This window comes from Anabaena sp. EIM26 (assembly GCF_057568715.1).
Genome location: NZ_CM172472.1, coordinates 5913988 through 5933429 on the forward strand (window position 1 = coordinate 5913988; position 19442 = coordinate 5933429).

General features: G+C 38.0%; 15 protein-coding genes and 1 pseudogene. 11 read left to right on the plus strand and 5 right to left on the minus strand.

What is annotated here, in order from left to right; translation table 11 throughout:
* Positions 1–161: 161 nt before the first annotated feature.
* Positions 162–1763, minus strand: coding sequence for a methionine--tRNA ligase (gene metG, locus AC012T_RS25690; RefSeq protein WP_487062019.1), 1602 nt, complete (start codon positions 1761–1763; stop codon positions 162–164).
* Between the two features lie 1205 nt (positions 1764–2968).
* Here metG and AC012T_RS25695 point away from each other — a divergent pair.
* Positions 2969–3781: an alpha/beta fold hydrolase gene (locus tag AC012T_RS25695; protein ID WP_487062021.1), complete on the plus strand. Its 813-nt coding sequence runs from the start codon at positions 2969–2971 to the stop codon at positions 3779–3781.
* A gap of 85 nt (positions 3782–3866) precedes the next feature.
* Here AC012T_RS25695 and AC012T_RS25700 read toward each other — a convergent pair whose 3' ends face one another.
* Both AC012T_RS25700 and AC012T_RS25705 read right to left on the minus strand, forming a co-directional pair.
* Entirely contained in the window at positions 3867–4817 is a 951-nt protein-coding gene (locus AC012T_RS25700; protein ID WP_487062023.1) for an RpnC/YadD family protein, read from the minus strand.
* Positions 4818–5057: 240 nt separating this feature from the next.
* A complete protein-coding gene (locus AC012T_RS25705) occupies positions 5058–5351 on the minus strand; it encodes a hypothetical protein (RefSeq protein WP_487062025.1) in 294 nt (97 codons plus the stop codon).
* Between the two features lie 143 nt (positions 5352–5494).
* Between AC012T_RS25705 and AC012T_RS25710 the strand changes: the two genes are divergently transcribed.
* The 9 genes and pseudogenes from AC012T_RS25710 to AC012T_RS25750 all read left to right on the plus strand — a co-directional run bounded on the left by AC012T_RS25710 (position 5495) and on the right by AC012T_RS25750 (position 15322).
* The gene (locus tag AC012T_RS25710; protein ID WP_487062027.1) at positions 5495–6964 is read left to right on the plus strand and encodes a leucyl aminopeptidase; all 1470 of its coding nucleotides are present in this window, start codon (positions 5495–5497) and stop codon (positions 6962–6964) included.
* 391 nt (positions 6965–7355) lie between these two features.
* A pseudogene (locus AC012T_RS25715) lies at positions 7356–7613 on the plus strand (DUF4351 domain-containing protein); the annotation flags it as partial.
* Between the two features lie 292 nt (positions 7614–7905).
* Positions 7906–8931, plus strand: a complete 1026-nt coding sequence (gene plsX, locus AC012T_RS25720) for a phosphate acyltransferase PlsX (protein ID WP_487062029.1) — start codon at positions 7906–7908, stop codon at positions 8929–8931.
* Positions 8932–9046: 115 nt separating this feature from the next.
* Complete coding sequence (locus tag AC012T_RS25725; RefSeq protein ID WP_487062030.1) at positions 9047–10036, plus strand: beta-ketoacyl-ACP synthase III; 990 nt, start codon at positions 9047–9049, stop codon at positions 10034–10036.
* Positions 10037–10236: 200 nt separating this feature from the next.
* A complete protein-coding gene (gene fabD, locus AC012T_RS25730; protein WP_487062032.1) occupies positions 10237–11118 on the plus strand; it encodes an ACP S-malonyltransferase in 882 nt (293 codons plus the stop codon).
* Between the two features lie 407 nt (positions 11119–11525).
* Positions 11526–12644, plus strand: coding sequence for a fatty acid desaturase family protein (locus AC012T_RS25735; RefSeq protein WP_487062034.1), 1119 nt, complete (start codon positions 11526–11528; stop codon positions 12642–12644).
* Between the two features lie 69 nt (positions 12645–12713).
* The gene (locus tag AC012T_RS25740) at positions 12714–13352 is read left to right on the plus strand and encodes a lysophospholipid acyltransferase family protein (protein WP_487062036.1); all 639 of its coding nucleotides are present in this window, start codon (positions 12714–12716) and stop codon (positions 13350–13352) included.
* 512 nt (positions 13353–13864) lie between these two features.
* Entirely contained in the window at positions 13865–14902 is a 1038-nt protein-coding gene (locus AC012T_RS25745) for an AI-2E family transporter (RefSeq protein WP_487062038.1), read from the plus strand.
* 123 nt (positions 14903–15025) lie between these two features.
* Positions 15026–15322 carry a DUF2288 domain-containing protein gene (locus AC012T_RS25750; protein ID WP_487062040.1) on the plus strand — a complete coding sequence of 99 codons (297 nt, stop codon included), beginning with the start codon at positions 15026–15028 and terminating at the stop codon, positions 15320–15322.
* Between the two features lie 77 nt (positions 15323–15399).
* Here AC012T_RS25750 and AC012T_RS25755 read toward each other — a convergent pair whose 3' ends face one another.
* Together AC012T_RS25755 and AC012T_RS25760 are read right to left on the minus strand one after the other, a co-directional pair.
* Positions 15400–17310, minus strand: a complete 1911-nt coding sequence (locus tag AC012T_RS25755) for an SPFH domain-containing protein (protein WP_487062042.1) — start codon at positions 17308–17310, stop codon at positions 15400–15402.
* Between the two features lie 21 nt (positions 17311–17331).
* Entirely contained in the window at positions 17332–18051 is a 720-nt protein-coding gene (locus AC012T_RS25760) for a DUF1449 domain-containing protein (protein WP_487062044.1), read from the minus strand.
* A 227-nt stretch (positions 18052–18278) separates the two neighbouring features.
* On the opposite strand from AC012T_RS25760, the gene AC012T_RS25765 reads away from it, so the two are divergent.
* The gene (locus AC012T_RS25765) at positions 18279–19211 is read left to right on the plus strand and encodes an RpnC/YadD family protein (RefSeq protein WP_487062046.1); all 933 of its coding nucleotides are present in this window, start codon (positions 18279–18281) and stop codon (positions 19209–19211) included.
* Positions 19212–19442: the final 231 nt, after the last annotated feature.

Genomic DNA, 19442 nt, shown 5'->3' on the forward strand with positions numbered 1-19442 from the left:
ATGGATTGGGAATCGCTTTGTGCATCTAGGTTATGTACATCCCATTTTTCTTTCTTGGTATAACTTTTACATACTTGTTAGATTGGCTTATGATAATTTTCCGGGGCTAAATTAAGTTAAGCCCCGATTCAGTCTTTAAAGTGAATCAAAAATTGGCAGTACTAATCGTTTTTTAGTGGTTCTATACGTTTAAAAATTGGTTGGGGTGTACCCAACTGTTGTTTATCTGAAAGTAAGCCCCATTTTGCATGGTTTGTGAAAGGAGCAGCAATTGAACTTTCTGGTTGATTGTTAAAGTTTATGCCCCATCCTAGTTGCTGATAAATATCACTGCTGATATTAGGAATAATTGGAGATAGGAGATAAGCTGCTAGTCTCACAGATTCGAGAACTGTGTACAGCACTGCTTCTACTTCTTCCTGTTTTCCTTGCTTATATAATGACCAAGGAGCTTGTTCATCAATAAACTTGTTGCTGGCTTGTACTAGTGAAAGAACAGCTAGACAAGCTTCACTGAACGCTGGTGTCTCATAGGCTTGTTTCACCTGCTCCCCTAGACGTAAACCAATCGCTTTCAAAGGATTATCAATCGGAATAACTTCTGAAGCAATTGAAGGTACTTTACCAGCGCAGTATTTTTTCACCATGTTCAAGGTACGATTTAACAAATTACCTAAATCATTTGCCAAATCTGCATTCAGAACATTAATGAACCTAATTTCATTAAAATCTCCATCTTTGCCAAATTCGATTTCCTTAAGGAAGTAATAACGAACGGCATCACTACCATAGCTTTGGACTAATGCGATCGGATCAAGGGTATTACCCAGAGTTTTTCCCATTTTTTGACCATCTTTAGTCAAAAATCCATGCCCAAATACTCGCTCTGGCAAGGGTAAATCAGCTGACATCAGCATTGCTGGCCAGTAAACTGCATGAAAGCGCAATATATCTTTACCTATCAGGTGGAGATTAATTGGCCACCATGTTTTTAAGGCATTGGCTAAAGTCGGTTCTGTATCTGGTTCTAACAATGCGGTGACATAACCCAAGAGCGCGTCAAACCACACATAAAGGGTATGTTTGGCATCTACAGGTACTGGAAAACCCCAATCTAAGTTCACCCGCGAAATCGAAAAGTCTTGTAAACCTTGACTAACAAAGTTGAGGACTTCATTGCGCCGACTTGCTGGCTGGATAAAATCTGGTCTAGATTGATAGAATTCCTCTAGTTTGGTTTGATATTTGGATAAACGGAAAAAGTAGTTTTGCTCGTCTCGCCACTCTACTTCCTTGGTAGTATGTATGGGGCAACGTTTGCCATCTAGCAGTTCTCGTTCTTCTTTAAATTCTTCACAAGATACACAGTACCAACCTTTTTGTTGTCCTTGGTAAATATCGCCATTTTCCCAAACTTGCTGAAAGAATTCTTTGACAATTGCTTGATGATTTGCAGTGGTAGTGCGACTAAAGCGATCGTATTGAATATTCAGAACTTGCCATAAGTTCAGAAAACTGGGTACTATTTCATCACAAAATTCTTGTGGTGCTTTTCCTAAACTTTCTGCTGTACGCTGAATTTTTTGCCCATGTTCATCTGTACCCGTAATCAGCAGTACTTGATGTCCCAATAAGCGTTGAAACCTGGCTATTACATCCGCAGCTATTGTTGTATAAGCACTGCCAATATGAGGAACATCGTTTACATAGTATAAAGGTGTTGTCAGTACAAAGGTATTTTTTGTTTTATTCACTAGATTCATGTAAATTAAAAAAACAAATTATTAACAAGAAAAAATTCATGAGTTACAGGAGTGGCACTTATGCATTCTGAATTTCTTCTGCATACAGTTTTCTTCGTTAATCCCGCAAAACCAAGCAATTATATAACATTGCCGCTATTTTTTCCAGCAGCAATTTCATATTAGCAAATTTATCGACTCCATAATTTTTTTGTAATATCTAGAAAATCAGCTAATTTATCGCAAGTTTTAGGATAGTAGTTGCTAATAATCATGGTGAAAGCTGTTTTTTCCATTGATTGTTACAAATAGATGTTATAGAAAATACATTAACCTCTATTCAAATCAAAAATATTGTTACGAATAGATGTTATTCAAAATACACTAACCTCTAGGATTTAGACATTTCTAGCTTATAGTGCAGCTTGGCGTTAGCCATAGTAAAGAAATGTAAAAATTACATCAAGAAAAACTACGATTTTTTTCTGAAATAAGGAACTAATTAGCTATCAATCTCACTAGTTCCTAGATATTCTTTGTTACTATGTTGCATGAAAAATCATGCAGATATTTCGCTGTTAAAGTAACGTGAGTTCGACATAAGATAATTTGTGGAAAACTCGCCACAAGTAGGAGTATCAAACCCTTATTCTCTCGCCCTTAAAAATCATAACTCCGTTCGCGTAGCGTCTCCTTAGGAGAAACACCGAACTCACGTTAAAGTATATTTCAGCAGTAATTTTCTCATTTTGTATTGTGGGTAAATTTATCATGATTTAGCTGTTTTTCAGTAGCAATATCTTCCCTGAAAGAGTTAAGCCTTGGTGCTTTCCTCATCAGGAAATTAAGTGTATTATACCCTTCAGGTTTTCATGATAAATGGCTAAAGCTACGGTAAGCGATTTCCAATTATCTATTACTCATCTTGAGTGAATTGATGAAGGGTCGATGAAGTGCTTTCACTCATTTCTATATAATTCATTGAAACTTTACTTAATTCTGTAATCATGGTTTCAGAGTTGGCTATTTTTTGTCTAGAAAAGTTGATTTTTGTGATTTGAGGTGGCTATGCTAGAGGTAAAAGGCAAAAATTATTGAATGAAAGGATTTTGTATTGTATTTGTTCATGTCCAATCTAAACTTTGTTTCTTGTCATTTACCCATCAGTGCAAGTGAAAGTGTAGAGTTAAACAAGGTCAATAAATAAAGATATACACCTTGGTAAAATGGCAGACGTTGAACTTAAACCTTGTTTCCTGACTCCCAAACGCATACAACCAGAATATCCGCTGTTTGTCTATTTACCAGGAATGGATGGAAGTGGTCAACTGTTGCGATCGCAAACTGCTGGGTTAGAAATTGGCTTTGATGTCCGTTGTTTGGCGATCCCCAGACAAGACCTTACTACCTGGGAGGTGTTAACAAAGAACGTTTTAGACTTGATTCACGCGGAATTAGAAAAAAGCTCTCACCGTCCAGTTTACTTATGTGGGGAGTCTTTTGGCGGTTGTTTGGCTATGAAAGTCGCTATCCAATCACCACATTTATTTAAACGCATTATTTTAATTAATCCAGCTTCAGCGTTTCAACTGCGTCCTTGGCTGAACTCGTTATCGCAACTAACAGACTTTGTACCGTCATGGTTTTATGATGTTGGTGCATTGGGATTATTACCATTTTTAGCATCGTTATCCCGGATGTCTAGTAGCGATCGCCATGAACTACTCAGGACTATGCGTTCTTTACCCGCAGAAACAGTAAATTGGCGTTTATCGTTGTTGCGTGAGTTTCAAGTTGAAGAAGAAAGATTACAACGGCTAACGCAACAGATTTTACTTATTGCTGGGGGGAGCGATCGCTTGTTACCTTCTGTGAGTGAGGTAGAACGGTTAGATAATATTTTACCTAATTCTCAAAATGTAATCTTACCCGATAGCGGTCATGCTTGCTTGTTAGAGGAAAATGTAAATCTGTATGAAATTCTTAAAGATAATGAATTTGTAGAAATTGTAAAACACAGTCATGTTACTAGAATTTAAGATATGAGTCGGCGCAATACTTGTTGGTTAAGGGATAAAGGGGAAGAGAAAATCTCTAATTTTTCCCCAAACCAACTAAAAACTTTTATTCTGTTGCTGGCAAATTAGAGTTAATTAGCTGTTGAAACTCTTCCAAAGAATTAACGCTAATTGTTGATATCAGAAGCTGTTCTGACAAAGATGTATCATCAACTTGATTAATTTTTTCAACTAGATTTTCTGGAATATTACCAAACCGGACTTGCAAAAGTTTGATAATATCTTGTTTTCGAGTTTGTTTTTGCGTTCTTTCTATCGCTCGTCTTTCAATATTAGTTAATAAGGGCATTTTTCGTTCCTCCTGATAATTAGCTAATCTTTCTTCAAAACCTGATTGTAGTTCTTCAGATAAAGCCATCATTAAATCAATGACTTTATACAAATCAGCAATTTCTTTACGGTTATAGCCTCTTTCATAAAGTAACCGGGCTAAATTCCATTTCCACTGCTCTCTGGCTGATAAATTGCTCGTAGTGGCTTTAGTCTTTAAATGTGCCATTACTACTATAGCAAAAACATTATTATTTTGCTCCAGGTCTTCCCACTGATAATCTAGGAGTTTCACAATAGAAAAGTTAAAAAGCAGTTGACTATTTCCTAAACCATATTGGTAAGAATTGGGTCGCCAATTTTTAGTCTCATCTCCTAGTATTGCTAAACTAACAACTGGTTTTTGATATAAATCAAAAGCTCGATAGTTGTAGATAAACATCCTTTGTGCAAATTCTTTGTCATATTGACTTTGTACTTCTACATGAATTAATATCCAAAGTTCTTGATTATCTAATAACCACACTTGGAATAATTTATCAGCGTGGCGATTTTTTGTTTCCGCAGATGCGGTAATCTGTTCTAATTCTTTATCTAGAGAAACAGGGTTCTTCGTCCAATCAATTTGTTGATGAAGTTCTGGATAAAAGAAAGTTATAAATGACTCAAAATAGTCTCCTATTACTTCTTTCCAGGTTTCATCATAGTTGGCTGTGATTTCGGTCATGGTGATTAAAAAAAACTGTAAAGGAATTTATAGAAATTAATTTATTAAAATTTTGAATTTTAGGGACAAAACTTATACATGGTAAGCCGTGATAACTATTTTCTTGTCAGGACTATAAATAGATTCTACCCTTGGGTATTGATAAAGTTTGACATTTTAACTTTGGTAGTCCCTGTATTTGATGCTTGTTGAGAGTCATAGGTAGGCTGGTACGTTATGAATATCTTGTACCTTACTAACCTATCCTTTTCTCAACTCCTCTCCAAATGAGTCATAAGTTCCCTGATATGATGTAAAAATCTTGTAACCTGGTAATACTAAAGCAATGCCTATTCTGCTGTGAATCTTGCCTGGATATCTGTAAGGTTCATCGTCAGGAACAGCACCACCAATCCGAATATGTGTTCCTGGTAGCCATAAGTATAATCCAGGAATCAATAAGTCCATACTGTAAGCAATTTCTCTCATCGCTTCATTTTCACCAAGAGAATTATTGCTGGAAAAGCTTAACTTGGTGTTTGTGATGTTCAACACAGGTTTTCAATCTCCAATAAAGATTTTGCCAGGATAGGTTAGTTTCAATCCCTAATAGGGATTATCTTAACAGGAGTCCCCACACCCTGGAAATTTTGAGCAATACTGGTACAAGTAAGGAAAGTTTACAGAACATTACAAAAATGACGATTCAACCTACAAATACAGCTTTATTAGATTGGACAGGTGATACTTTAGCGATCGCTTTATTTGAAGATGCAGTAGAGTTAACAGGTGATTTGGCAACTCTAGATGAGAAATGCGGCGGAATTTTAAAAGAACTGATTGCGGAAGAAGAATTTACTGGTAAGCTCAATAGCACTCTTGTGATGCGGGTAGGTGCTGGTCATTCAGTGCGGAAAGTAATTTTGGTCGGTTTAGGTAAACCAGAGGCGCTGAAGCTAGAAACTTTACGCCGTGTTGCAGCTACAGTGGCGCGAACTGCTAAAAAGCAAAAAACCAAAACTCTGGGAATGAGTTTACCAGTGTGGAACAATGATCCCACTGCTACGGCTCAAGCAATTGCTGAAGGTACACAACTAGCACTTTACCAAGATACACGCTTTAAATCAGAGCCGGAAGATAAAACTCCCCAAATCGAAACTATTGATTTATTGGGATTAGGGGGACAAGAAGCAGCTATTACCCGTGCCGAGCAAATTGTTTCTGGGGTAATTTTGGCTAGACAGTTAGTAGCAGCCCCGGCTAATGCTGTTACACCCATTACTATGGCAGAAACTGCGATCGCGATCGCTAAAGATTACGGTTTAGAAATCCAAATCTTGGAAAAAGAAGAATGTGAAAAACTAGGTATGGGTGCATTTTTAGGAGTCGCCCAAGCTTCTGATTTACCACCAAAATTTATTCACCTCACCTACAAACCAGCAGGAACACCAAAACGCAAATTAGCAATTATCGGTAAAGGTGTCACCTTTGATTCTGGTGGTTTGAACATTAAAGGTGCAGGTAGCGGCATTGAAACCATGAAAATGGATATGGGTGGTGCAGCAGCTACTCTCGGTGCAGCTAAAGCCATTGGTCAGTTAAAACCAGATGTGGAAGTTCACTTTATTTCTGCCGTTACGGAAAACATGATTAGCGGTCGCGCTATGCGCCCAGGAGACATCTTAACCGCTTCTAATGGCAAAACAATCGAAGTCAACAACACCGATGCAGAAGGGCGTTTAACCTTGGCTGATGCCTTGGTTTATGCTGATAAATTGGGAGTAGATGCGATCGTTGATTTAGCAACTCTCACAGGTGCTTGTGTGGTGGCTTTAGGTGATGATATTGCCGGCTTATTTACACCAGATGACGCTGTAGCTTCCCAACTGCAAATAGCCTCTGAAGCTGGCGGCGAAAAAATTTGGCGGATGCCAATGGAAGACAAATATTTTGATGGGTTGAAATCGGGAATTGCCGATATGAAAAACACCCCCCGTTATGGTGGTTCTATTACTGCGGCTTTATTTCTCAAACAGTTTGTTAAGGATACCCCTTGGGCGCATTTAGATATCGCTGGGCCAGTGTGGGCTGATAAAGAAAATGGCTATAACGGTGCAGGTGCAACCGGTTTTGGTGTGAGAACTTTGGTTAGTTGGGTTTTGAGTTAGTTCTCTCGGTTTCTCGTTCCCATACTCTGTATGGGAATGAATTATATAAGGCTCCGCCTTGACTAAAAAAAGAGATAAAAATGCGATCGCATAGCTGACTGAAGGTATCGCAAGGCTTTCCTGAGAATATCCTCACAATGGGATATCATTTACAGCGGAATTCAGGAGTCAGGAATCAGAAGTAAAACTTGCTTTGTGTATAGGTTTAAACTTAGATTTTGTATCTCCTAACTATGCAAACTGCTGTATCTCAATAAATGTTTGTTTTAATTTTATTTAAATTCAGGGAAATCTAATGTTTGTTGTCCTTGAACAGATTTAGTTGAGTTTAAGCCACATTCCTCAAAAAAAATACAACTGATATCTCGTAGAACAGCTTTTCCTATCATGAGCAGGTTTACGATTCGAGAAAAATCTAATTCGTTAATTATTGAGTGAGGATATTTTGCAAAAGGGTGAACAAAAAGAAGCTTTTCGATTCTTGAATCGTTAATTAAATCGCCGTTTTGGTGTCATAGATTCACCAATAATGGAACGAAGTCGCTTATTATCTACTGATAAATTAGAAATATTGGGAGAAGAATTTTTAGATTTTTCAGAAGTATTTGATTTAATTACTTGGTTAGACGCGCAAACTCCCAGAAGTTGATAGAATTTTTCATATTCCCGATTTCTCAAAAAATTCGGGAATCTCATTTTTCATTTCACCCTGAGAATAGTTGGTTAACTTTTGTTAAGTTTTATCAGTGAAATTACTTAATAAATAAGATTGTCTATAAAACTGGTTGATAGTCGTTTACAAGCGGAATTTGAGCAAACTAATGTTTACCTAATTTCCTTAGTTGCAGAAAAAATTCAGTTTCTTATGCCTTTTTGATAATTTTGAATTTTTAAGTATTGCAATCTGATAAAATTTGTAAGGTTTCTTTGAGCTTGGAGCAATGGGATCGACTGGTGTAAGGATCGCAATTGACGCTATGGGAGGGGATCACGCACCCAACGAAATCGTCGCTGGCGCACTGCGGGCGCGGGAAGAATTGGGTGTAAAAATATTGTTGGTAGGTGATCCCCAACAAATTGAAGCTGCTATGCCGCCAAAAACAAATATGATGGATTTAGAGATTGTTTCTGCTGAGGAAGCGATCGCTATGGATGAGGAACCTTTAAATGCAGTCAGACGCAAACGCAAGGCTTCCATCAATGTAGCAATGGATTTAGTCAAAAAACAGCAAGCAGATGCTGTATTCTCTGCCGGTCACTCTGGGGCAGCAATGGCATCAGCTTTGCTTCGCTTAGGAAGACTGCCAGGAATTGACCGTCCAGCTATTGGCACAGTATTTCCGACAATCAAAGCAGGTAAGCCAGTATTGATACTTGATGTCGGCGCTAATGTAGACTGTCGTCCTAAGTTTTTAGAGCAGTTTGCTGTCATGGGGTCGATTTATAGCCAGTATGTTTTGGGTACAGAAGAACCCAAAATAGGTTTATTGAATATCGGCGAAGAAGACACCAAAGGTAATGAAGTCGTTCTCCGCGCCCACCAAATGTTAAAGGAAAATACCCAAATTAATTTTACTGGTAATGCTGAAGGGCGTGATATTTTATCCGGTGAGTTTGATGTCATTGTCTGTGATGGCTTTGTCGGTAATGTAGTATTAAAATTCGCCGAAGCAGTCGGAGGAGTAATTCTACAAATTCTGCGCGAAGAATTACCCCAAGGATTACACGGTCAAATCGGGACGGCAATTTTAAAACCCAACCTCAAGCGTGTTAAACAGCGCATGGATCACGCCGAACATGGTGGTGCTTTACTTTTAGGCGTAGACGGAATTTGTTTTATCGGTCACGGTAGTTCTCAAGCGCCTTCAATTTTTAGTGCTATTCGCATGGCTAAAGAAGCTGTAGATAATCAGGTACTGCAAAGACTTCAGTCCCAATATCAAATTCTACAGAGTGAAAGCGATTAGCTGAAGAGTTATTTGTCATTAGTCATTTGTCATTTATGCTGGTAAAAACTACAACTGATTTATGACAACTGACAATTGACAAAAATACTGATAGCTGGGGAGATTAGGAGTGCCAATGTTTAACGGTATAGCAATTACAGGCAGTGGCTCGGCAGTACCAGCAACTACCTTAGATAATAAATTACTAACTCAACTGGTAGAAACATCAGATGAGTGGATTACTACAAGAACAGGAATTAGTCAACGGCGGTTAGCTTTGCCACCAGAGTCATTAACTGTACTTGCTACCACTGCCGGTAGGCAGGCTATTGCAGCAGCAGGGATTAAAGCAGAGGATATTGATTTAATTTTGCTGGCAACTTCTACGCCTGATGATTTATTTGGTAGTGCTTGCCGAATTCAAGCTGAATTAGGTGCAATTAAAGCAGTTGCCTTTGATTTAACAGCAGCCTGTTCCGGCTTTGTATTTGGACTAGTCACAGCAGCCCAATATATCAGAACAGGTGTCTATCAGAATGTACTCTTGATTGGGGGCGATATCCTCTCTCGTTGGGTAGATTGGCAAGACCGACGCACTTGTATATTGTTCGGTGATGGTGCAGGGGCAGTCGTGTTACAGGCTAATAAGAGCGATCGCTTATTAGGATTTTCTCTGAAAAGTGATGGCACTCAAAATCATTACCTCAACCTTGCTTATGAAGGTTCTACTCAAGAATTGAGTCCAGGTATCAATGTTACCAAAGGAACTTATCAACCCATCAGCATGAACGGCAAAGAAGTCTACCGCTTCGCTGTCCAAAAAGTGCCAGAAGTTATAGACAAAGCCTTATTTGCAGCTAATCTCACCGTTGATCACATAGATTGGCTCTTATTACATCAAGCAAATCAGCGGATTATTAATGCAGTAGCTGACCGTTTAAATATTCCAGCACATAAATTAATAAGTAACGTCGCCAACTATGGCAACACCTCAGCTGCTTCTATTCCCCTAGCATTAGACGAAGCAGTGCGAGAAGGAAAAATTAAATCCAATGATATCATTGCTACCTCCGGCTTTGGAGCAGGTCTAAGCTGGGGTGCAGCAATTTTTCAATGGGGAAGATAGCAATAGGTGACAGGTAACAGGTGACAGAAGTAGAGAAGGAAGGGATAAGCAATTACTAATTACCAATCACCATATGCCTAACGGCAGGCTACCGCCAACACCAATTACCATATGCCTAACGGCAGGCTACCGCCAACACCAATCACCATATGCCTAACGGCAGGCTACCGCCAACACCAATCACCAATCACCGTTTATCAATGACTAAAACTGCATGGGTGTTTCCCGGACAAGGTTCGCAAACCTTGGGTATGGGAATGGATCTACTAGAAATACCATCTGCTCAAGAAAAATTTGCCCAAGCTGAGGAAATTTTGGGCTGGTCTGTTATAGATATCTGTAAAAATGACGAAGAAAAACTATCACGCACACTTTATACCCAACCTCTTCTTTACGTCATAGAAAGTATTCTCGCTGATTTATTAAGAGAAAAGGGACAAAAACCAGATTTAGTCGCTGGTCATAGTTTAGGAGAATACATAGCCCTTTATATTGCTGGCGTTTTTGATTGGTCTACGGGTTTACACTTGGTTAAACGTCGGGCAGAAATCATGGATAACTCTGCCGGTGGAATGATGGCCGCACTGATGAACTTTGACCGCGAACAATTAGAACAAGTTATTAACAATACACCTGATGTAGTTTTAGCAAATGATAATAGTCCGGCTCAAGTCGTCATTTCTGGGACTCCAGATGGTGTACAGGCTGTTATGTCGCAAGTCAAAGCCAAACGTGCCATTCCTTTAAAAGTTTCAGGTGCATTTCATTCACATTTAATGACAGCAGCTTCCACAGAATTTCAAGAAATTCTTGACTCAGTAATTTTTCAGTCAGCCGTTCTCCCAGTTTTGTCTAATGTAGAACCTCTTCCCACCGTGGATGCTGATATAATCAAACAACGCCTTTCTCAACAAATGACAGGTTCAGTTCGGTGGAGAGAAATTTCTCTACAATTACCAGAAAATGGGATTAAGCGAGTTGTAGAAATTGGTCCAGGTAATGTTTTAACAGGTTTAATTAAACGCACTGCTGCTGGATTAAGTTTAGAAAACGTTCGTAATGCTGCTGATTTGCCTGTTTAGAATTAATTAATTTACAATTAAAAACTCCATAGAAACTGTTTCTTCAAATAGGGAGCAATATGTCAGATTTATTCAAAATAATATTGACATCTAGCTTCGCTGTAATAAGTGGAGTTTTAGTATTAGCTCTCTTGGAGTACAGAAAGAAAATAAAGGCTTAAAAATACCTACAATAATTCTGGATATGTAGTCAAAATTAATGAGTATGTATTAAAATGCTGTCTGACAACCAAAAGTTATGTTACTTTTTTTGCTGTTTAAAAATTGACTTGATAAATTTTTTTGAATTTATCTCCATTAATTTGTTAAGGGTTTCAGTCAGATAACGCCAAAAAATCAACCTGACACTTCCTTAAAACTGCTCAAAAAATGGCGTAATAACCCTTCAAACCAAACTAACAACATTCATGAATACTGTTGATCAAACAATTTGGATGACGCAAGCAGACTATGTAAAAAAGCTGCGTCCTTTACTTCCAGCAGAGGCATTTTTACCTGATACAAATAAAGTCTGGATTCTGCTAATTAATTTAGCAATTTTGATGCTTGGTTGGGGAATTGCAAATCACCTTGATGATTGGAATTGGTATTTGCTCTGGCTTTATTTGCCACTAGCATTAGTGATGGGTAATAGTGTGATTGTTCTCCTTTTTAGTACCCACGATTTGCTCCACAGTCGCAGCATTAAAAATCCCCGGTTGAGACAAGTAACTAGTCTATTGGGATTAACAATGTTATGGATGCCTCCTACTTTATGGAAGGCAGTACACAATCGAGAGCATCACAATAAGACCAATTCTTTGCAAGATCCAGATCGCAATTATTTAGACACCCAACCCAAAAATTGGGGTAAATGGATTCAGAATGCTTTTGTACCCTCCGCTGAAGTTAATCCTATTTTATTGACTATCGGTATGGGTCATGCTTGGGGAGTTCACACATTTCGTAACTTGACCTCAGTTTTGTTATTTAACAATGGTAAAGCCCAATATCCTGTAGTGGCTTTTACAGTTAGCGAGAAAGAACGACGGGCAATCGCTCTAGAATTATTAATTATCGTCGGAATCCATGCAAGCATCTTAACTTACCTGGAATTCCATCCCATCAAACTTCTTCTGAGCTACTTTTTACCCATTTGGATAGGCTATGCAGGTCTGATATTTTATATCTATACGAATCATATGTTGTGTCAAATGACAAGTGTAAATGATCCTCTGATCAATAGTCTCTCTATTCGAGTTCCCAAACTATTTGATTTATTACATTTCAACTTTTCTTATCATACTGAACATCACATTTTTCCTGGCATAAATTCAGATTATGCGCCAATAGTGCAAGCATTATTACAAACACATTACCCTGAGCGTTTCAATTTGTTGAATGCTGGTCAAGCATGGCAATTAATGCTCCAAACACCCCGCCATTACAAAGATGACACCACCTTCACAGACTGGTCTGGAAACAAGTCCGTAGACTGTCTCATCACAGGTACAAATCCTCTGAGTGAGAATAGTAATCCTAAATGATACGGTTGACTGACGAAAAGCGATCGCGATCGCTTATCCTAGACCTTAGTCTCCTTTAAATTATCCTCCGTGACCAGAGAACGCGAACCTTTTATCAGTCTGGCACTTTACTACGCTTTTAAGTGGTCTGTAGTTAGTCCCATGCTGCATACTTACTTTCGTATCAAAATTTATGGCGTGGAAAATGTCCCCCAAACTGGGCCGTTGCTAGTAGTTAGCAATCATGCTAGTTACTTTGACCCACCAATTGTTTCTAATTGTGTACGTCGTCCCGTAGCGTACATGGCTAAGGAAGAATTGTTCAAAGTGCCAGTTTTAGCACAAGCGATTAAATTGTATGGTGCTTATCCCGTGAGTCGGGGTAGTGCTGACCGTGCGGCTATTCGTGCGGCTCTAGAGTGCCTTGATAATGGCTGGGCTGTAGGTGTTTTTCTAGAAGGTACACGTACTCCAGATGGTCGCATTACTGACCCCAAAAAAGGCGCAGCATTATTAGCAGGAAAAGCAAAAGTACCTTTTTTACCAGTGAGTTTATGGGGTACTGACAAGATTTTGCAACCTGGTTCATCTCTTCCTCGTGCAGTTCCCATTACTGTCAGAATTGGTAAAGTAATTGATGCGCCTAATTCTACTAATAAACAAGAATTAGAAGCGATGACACAAAAATGTGCGACTGTAATTAATGAAATGCACGATTTAGGGCGATAATAGCAATTTGAGATTTTGGATTATGAATTTTAATAGTGCAGACAGTATGTATCCACTAAGGAATATGCTTTAAGGATGTAGCGAACAATTCTGTAATTGTATATAGTTTTAACTTCAGCACTATAGTTAGTTAGAAAAATTGAAAAAATAATCGTCATAGATAAAGCTTGCAAAATCTGATTCTGTGAGTGTTTGATAATCTAATAGGACTAAGAGGGTGTTTGAAAAGTCTCCTTCCATGTCATGCTGAGGAACGTAGCATCTCAGTATGTGGGCTAAACTCCAGATTCTTCGTTGCGTAAGACTCCACATGGCTAACGCCACGCTATGCCTACGGCACACTACGTGAACGCGAACAGAATGACAAATTATACGTCCCTAAACTTTTCAAACATCCTCTAAAGCCACCTACAACCCAACCTACGAAAATACTTAACCGAACAGTATTGTTTACCAATGTGTCAGTTGCGTAAGTCCTGTCTAAAATCCAAAATCCAAAATCCAAAATTGATATGAGTGGCTTTGAAGCCAAAAATTTATGGCAGAGACTAAATAATTTAGTCTTAGTTCGCTTTTTACTTTTAATTGCTTCTGGTTGGGCTATTGTCCAACTCTTGGATTATTTTCAAGCAGTGATTGTGGTTTTTTCATTCGCTGCAATTTTGGCTTTTTTACTCAACTATCCTGTAGACTTTCTCCGACGTTTTTTACCTCATACCGTAGCAGTCATTGGAGTTTTTTTAGCGAGTATTCTGATCATTGGAGTACTAATTATTACTGTAGGCTTAACAGTTTTATCTCAAGGACAACAATTAATAGATAGTATTTCAAGTTTTTTAACTTCTTTAGTTCCTTTAATAGAACGAATAGAAGAATTTCTGCAAACTCGTAATTTACAGATAGATTTAAGTATAATTGAAACTCAACTCCGGGATCAAGCTATATCAACATTGGTTACAACTTTGGCTATTTTACAAGGTATACTAACTAATTTTATCACTTTTATCTTTATTGCTGTTATCGCTTTTTTCATGTTACTTGATGGACAAAAACTATGGAATTTTATTATTAAAATAGTTCCACCAAATCGTCGTCAAAGATTTACCAATATTATCAGACGCAGTTTTTTAGGTTTTTTTCGTGGTCAATTACTATTAACTTTATTTTTGACAAGTTCAACCTTCATAGTTTTTTTATTTTTGAATGTCCCTTTTGCTTTATTGCTATCTTTGATAGTAGGCATTTTAGATATGATTCCAGGCATAGGGGCAACATTAGGAGTTGCTTCAATTACTTTAATTGTTTTAGCACAAAATCCTTGGTTAGCATTAAAAGTATTGATAGCTTGTGTGATTCTCCAGCAAATTCAAGATAACTTAATTGCTCCAAGAGTTATGCAAGGAACAATGAATTTAAACCCTGTAATAGTGTTTTTCTCTTTATTAGTTGGTGCTAGGGTGGCAGGTTTACTTGGTATTTTTATTTCTATTCCCATTGCGGGAATAATTGTAGCTCTATTGGAAATTGAGGAAATGAAATCAGAAATTTAGCTATTGGCAATTAATTAGAATGTTTAATAATTTATTTATGATTTCTAGGATTCGGATCAAAATTATTTTGCTCGATTTGATAAATCATGTAAAATCAAGATTACAAGTACAAAGTCGGGAATTATGTCGGATTTAAGAGCAGAATTAAAACAAAACCTTGATGAAGCAGAATGGGATTGGCTAATCCCCCATGTGCAAAGGGATGCAGTGATTGTGGTGACAGATGGCTTGGACTTATTAGATGTCGCAGTTGCGATCGCAGGTGATAACATTCCCTCAGTGCAACAGTGGATTGATCAGCAATTGATTGCCAAACCCTCTGTAGATCAGGTAGGAGAGTGGAATGGCAATCGTAGCAAGCGATTTCATGCCCTGATCATTGAACCTTACGTCCTCGTGCAAGAAATGGCTGCTGCTTAAAAATTCCTAATTTATAATTCTTATTCAATTACGTATTCCTTACGGAAGCCGTAAGCTCAATTACGAATTACGAATTATCAATTAATTTCTGTATCTTGTTGGTTGAGGGTTGGTGTGATGGCTGAGTTATTACCACGTACCATTTGACTGACTTGGCCAATTAAATCCCCTAATTTACCTTCATCTAACAAGGTATTAATCAAAGATAAACCACTCGTAGATAGAAGCAACTTGTTGATATCTTGACTACCACTAGTCCCATTTGCCCCAGGGAATGAGTAAATACGAGTATCTCCTAACACTCCTGGTTGTGGTGCTAAAGCAGAGACAATTTCTGGTAGTTTATCCGCTAATTCTGGCCAGATAGTCGTTAGCATCTTAGCACTCAGATTAGCGTTACTAATCGTGTTTTCAGCCGCAATTTTGGCTTGAATACCCTCCGCTTCCGCTAAGGCTTTATCTCGGTTAGCATCTGCAAGAGTGCGAATTGCTTCCGCTTCTAATTCTGCGGCTTCTTGAGCAATCTCAGCTTGACGACGACGACGGAAAGCGTCGATTTCTACAACGTTGCGATCGCTAATACTGCGTTCTTGAGCTTCCCGTTCTGCGGCTATAATAGATAAGCGTTTGGTACGTTCAGCTTTTTCGACTTCACTAGCTGTTTTGACAGATTCCTCTGCTTTAGCTTGTTCTGCTTGTGCAACAAAGCTTTCACGTTTTTTATTAGCGATCGCAATTGCTAGATCTTCTTGAGCTATTCTTGCTAATCTCTGTGACTCAACTATCTGTACCTGTGCTTGTAACTTACTAGATTCTACACTTTGCTGACGGATAATCTCTGCTAGTTCCGCTTCTTGTTTCTGTAATGATTGTGCTACTTTTAGCTGCTTATTCCGTTCTTCTAAAGTAATATCAGCTTCGATTTGGCTTTGTTGTAGAGATAATTTTTTGCGAATTTCTTCTTCTTCCACTGATTTTGCCTGCAAAATTTTGGTACGTTGTACCGTTGCAGCTTCTCTATCTTTAGACTCTTGAATTTCCCTTTCTCGCTGCGCTTTGAGTGCTTCTACTTGCAGCTTCTGAGATAGTTTAGCACTTTCTTGTTCTTGGGCAATTTGTAATGATCTTTTTTGAGCATCCAATTCTTTTTGCTCAATTGTCACCTGTGCTGATAACTCAACTTCCCGTTTTTGTTGAACTGAACGTTGAATAATTTCGGTTCGCAAGCGTACACCTTGAGCATCAAAGAAATTATCAGGATCATAAGTGACACTTTCTAATATTTCCGAAATTGCAATATTATTGAGCGTTAATCCCACTTTCTTTAAATCTGTTCCCACTAAATTCAGCACTTCCTGAGCGAACCCCAATTTATCAGAATCAATTTCTGCCAAATCCTTGGTTTTAGCTGCGGCTCTAATTGCATCATCTGCTCTTTTTTCTAAAGCATTTTTGATGTCCTCAGGATTAATTTTAGTACCATTTTGAGACAGTCTCGCAGCCGCTGTTAAAACATCATCTTCGGAGGCATTAATACACACATAAAAAGTAACTCTGATATCTGCTCTCAGATAATCTTTGGTACGCACAGCCATTTTTCCAGTCCGTTCGACATCAATAGAAATTTCCCGTAAAGGTACTCTTGTTAATTGATGAAACCCTGGTAAAACAATGCAACCACCATAGAGAATCACCGATTTCTTTTTAGTAAATAATCCCCCCGTTCTAACAAAGGCTTCGTTGTTGGGTGTAACAACATAAACTCTCGTGTAAGCAAATAAGCTTAATAACAGCAGTAAAACTAAAGTAACAATGATACCGGGAAATACTAAACCCCCATTAATTTGCGCTAAACTCGGTTGAGTTGTTAGAGGGAAATTATGATTAAGTAAGGCGGTATTTTGCTGCTTTGTCTGTAACTGAACTGATGGCAATTCCGGTATGTCAACAGTTGGTAAAGCCTGGATAAATGTTAACCAAAAAAGCATATATTTTTCCTTTGACTAAAGTTAATTTTTACGGTCTGAACTATTTAACCAACGTTCTTCATCTACAGTTTCTTTGGCAATCACTAGATAAATTTGCTGTTTAAGTTCAATTACTATGACTTTTTCTCCCCTTTGTGGGGCAATAGTTGCCCAATCTGGAATAACCGTATTAATTGTTAAAAAATTTCCTTTTACATCCAGTACATCTACCTGTCCAATTTTGCCTAAATTTTCTCTAGGAATATAAACAGAAGAAACAGTTCCAATACACCCAATTAGGCGATCGCTACTGGCATCTTCACTAAATTCTGCAAAAATTTTACTAATTGGTTCAGCTATTAACCTCCCTAGAAATAAACTAATGATTAGGGAAATTAACAAAATCATGACGCTGATAAAAGGAATTTGTTGATTTTCAAAAATGCCACCAAGCCACACATTTAACATCCAGCCAAGCACACCCCACAAACTTAAATCTGTTGCCAACAATAACAACAATGGAGCTTTACCAATACCTGCCCACCCTAGAAAGTCTCCAAAGCTCACATCACTGTCTGTTTCCACATCTAAATCTGCATCAGCATCTAATTCTGATTCTCCCCCTCCTAGAAAAATCATGAATAGAAAAAGCAGTATTCCCGTGATTAGGAAAATCCAATAAGGTAAGTTAGCTGGACTAAACAGCATATTTTTTCCTGCAAGATATTGAGCAGGTATTTTTATATTCTTGTTTGCATACATCTTATTCTCTTCTTGAGAGAAATGTCAAGATTAAATATTTATTTTTTTTTAGATTAATAGAGATTATTAACAATCATAACAAAATGAATAATTCAGCTTGAATATCTTGATAACTAGGGTGACAGCAATAATAAAATTATCTAAATTCATCTCTTTTAACCACCCAATCAAGGTACAATATATATAAAGCAATAAAATTAATAAATGCCAATAGATTACTCAATTTCATGACACGACAACCCCATGATCAACTAGCCAAGGAATATCTAGAAGAATTATTAGCACCTCTAGGTAATATCAAAACCAGCAAAGATGTCAAAAGCGAAATTCAAGAAATAGATGTTTGGTTTGTTCCCACAACCACATCTGCAAATTCAGAACTAGGATTATTAGGAAAAATGGCGGTTACAAGCTGTCTTTTTGAACCTTATCGTAATGCCCCTAATGAGGTAGAAATTAGGAGTTGTTTGTTAAAATTATATAGTTTGCAGGGTGAATTATTAAGACAAGCGAAAAGAGAAAAACGTTCTATGTCTGAAGAAGAACTACCCTTTCTCTGGATTTTAACACCAACTTGTTCTGAAAGAATGCTCGAAGGTTTTGGAGCGCAAGCAAAAGAGGCATGGGAAACAGGAGTTTATTTTCTGCCAAAGTACCAGAAAGCGGCTATTGTGGCTATTAATCAGTTACCCATTACAGAGGATACACTATGGTTAAGGGTACTAGGAAAAGGCAGAACTCAAACAGCAGCTATCAACGAAGTAGTTGAACTTTCAAAAGAGAATGATAAATGGAAGTATCTAGTGAGAATTTTCGCGTCTTGGCGAAAAAATTTAGAATTGAATAGTAATGTCAACGATGAAGAGGTAAGGGAGTTAATTATGAGTTTATCACCTGCATATCTTAAACAGTGTGAAGAATGGAAACAAGAGGGAATAGAAAAAGGACGACAAGAAGGACGACAAGAAGGACGAGAAGAGGGACGACAAGACGGACAGCGTTTGATGGTAGAGAGTTTGTTAGCAGTGCGTTTTGGTAATTTAGATGAGGAGTTATCTGCTATTGTGACTTCGATGATGGAACTTTCTCTCACAGAAAGAACCCAGTTATTACTTAATCTTTCCCGTGAGGAATTATTAGCTAGATTTAAGGTTGATTAGATATATCAGAAAACAAAAGAGGCGTTTTAGTCAACGTCTCTTGAGAGGGTATTTGAAAAGTCTCAATCCATACTAACCCTGGTGACTAGAAGTCGCACGCCACTTGCTACAAGTCGGGGAACCCGCCCAAAGCAGTGGCTTGGCTACACAGACAAAACCCACGCTTCGGCAAGCTCAGTCATCACCTCCGTGGGTTGGATTATGAAGGATATCCACAAAAATCAAGCCCGT

Excerpts from the sequence above, each read along its gene's own strand:
- metG (WP_487062019.1), bottom strand. The coding sequence starts at position 1,763 with ATGAATCTAGTGAATAAAACAAAAAATACCTTTGTACTGACAACACCT.
- AC012T_RS25695 (WP_487062021.1), top strand. The coding sequence starts at position 2,969 with ATGGCAGACGTTGAACTTAAACCTTGTTTCCTGACTCCCAAACGCATA.
- AC012T_RS25700 (WP_487062023.1), bottom strand. The coding sequence starts at position 4,817 with ATGACCGAAATCACAGCCAACTATGATGAAACCTGGAAAGAAGTAATA.
- AC012T_RS25710 (WP_487062027.1), top strand. The coding sequence starts at position 5,495 with ATGACGATTCAACCTACAAATACAGCTTTATTAGATTGGACAGGTGAT.
- plsX (WP_487062029.1), top strand. The coding sequence starts at position 7,906 with ATGGGATCGACTGGTGTAAGGATCGCAATTGACGCTATGGGAGGGGAT.
- AC012T_RS25725 (WP_487062030.1), top strand. The coding sequence starts at position 9,047 with ATGTTTAACGGTATAGCAATTACAGGCAGTGGCTCGGCAGTACCAGCA.
- fabD (WP_487062032.1), top strand. The coding sequence starts at position 10,237 with ATGACTAAAACTGCATGGGTGTTTCCCGGACAAGGTTCGCAAACCTTG.
- AC012T_RS25735 (WP_487062034.1), top strand. The coding sequence starts at position 11,526 with ATGAATACTGTTGATCAAACAATTTGGATGACGCAAGCAGACTATGTA.
- AC012T_RS25745 (WP_487062038.1), top strand. The coding sequence starts at position 13,865 with ATGAGTGGCTTTGAAGCCAAAAATTTATGGCAGAGACTAAATAATTTA.
- AC012T_RS25750 (WP_487062040.1), top strand. The coding sequence starts at position 15,026 with ATGTCGGATTTAAGAGCAGAATTAAAACAAAACCTTGATGAAGCAGAA.
- AC012T_RS25755 (WP_487062042.1), bottom strand. The coding sequence starts at position 17,310 with ATGCTTTTTTGGTTAACATTTATCCAGGCTTTACCAACTGTTGACATA.
- AC012T_RS25760 (WP_487062044.1), bottom strand. The coding sequence starts at position 18,051 with ATGTATGCAAACAAGAATATAAAAATACCTGCTCAATATCTTGCAGGA.
- AC012T_RS25765 (WP_487062046.1), top strand. The coding sequence starts at position 18,279 with ATGACACGACAACCCCATGATCAACTAGCCAAGGAATATCTAGAAGAA.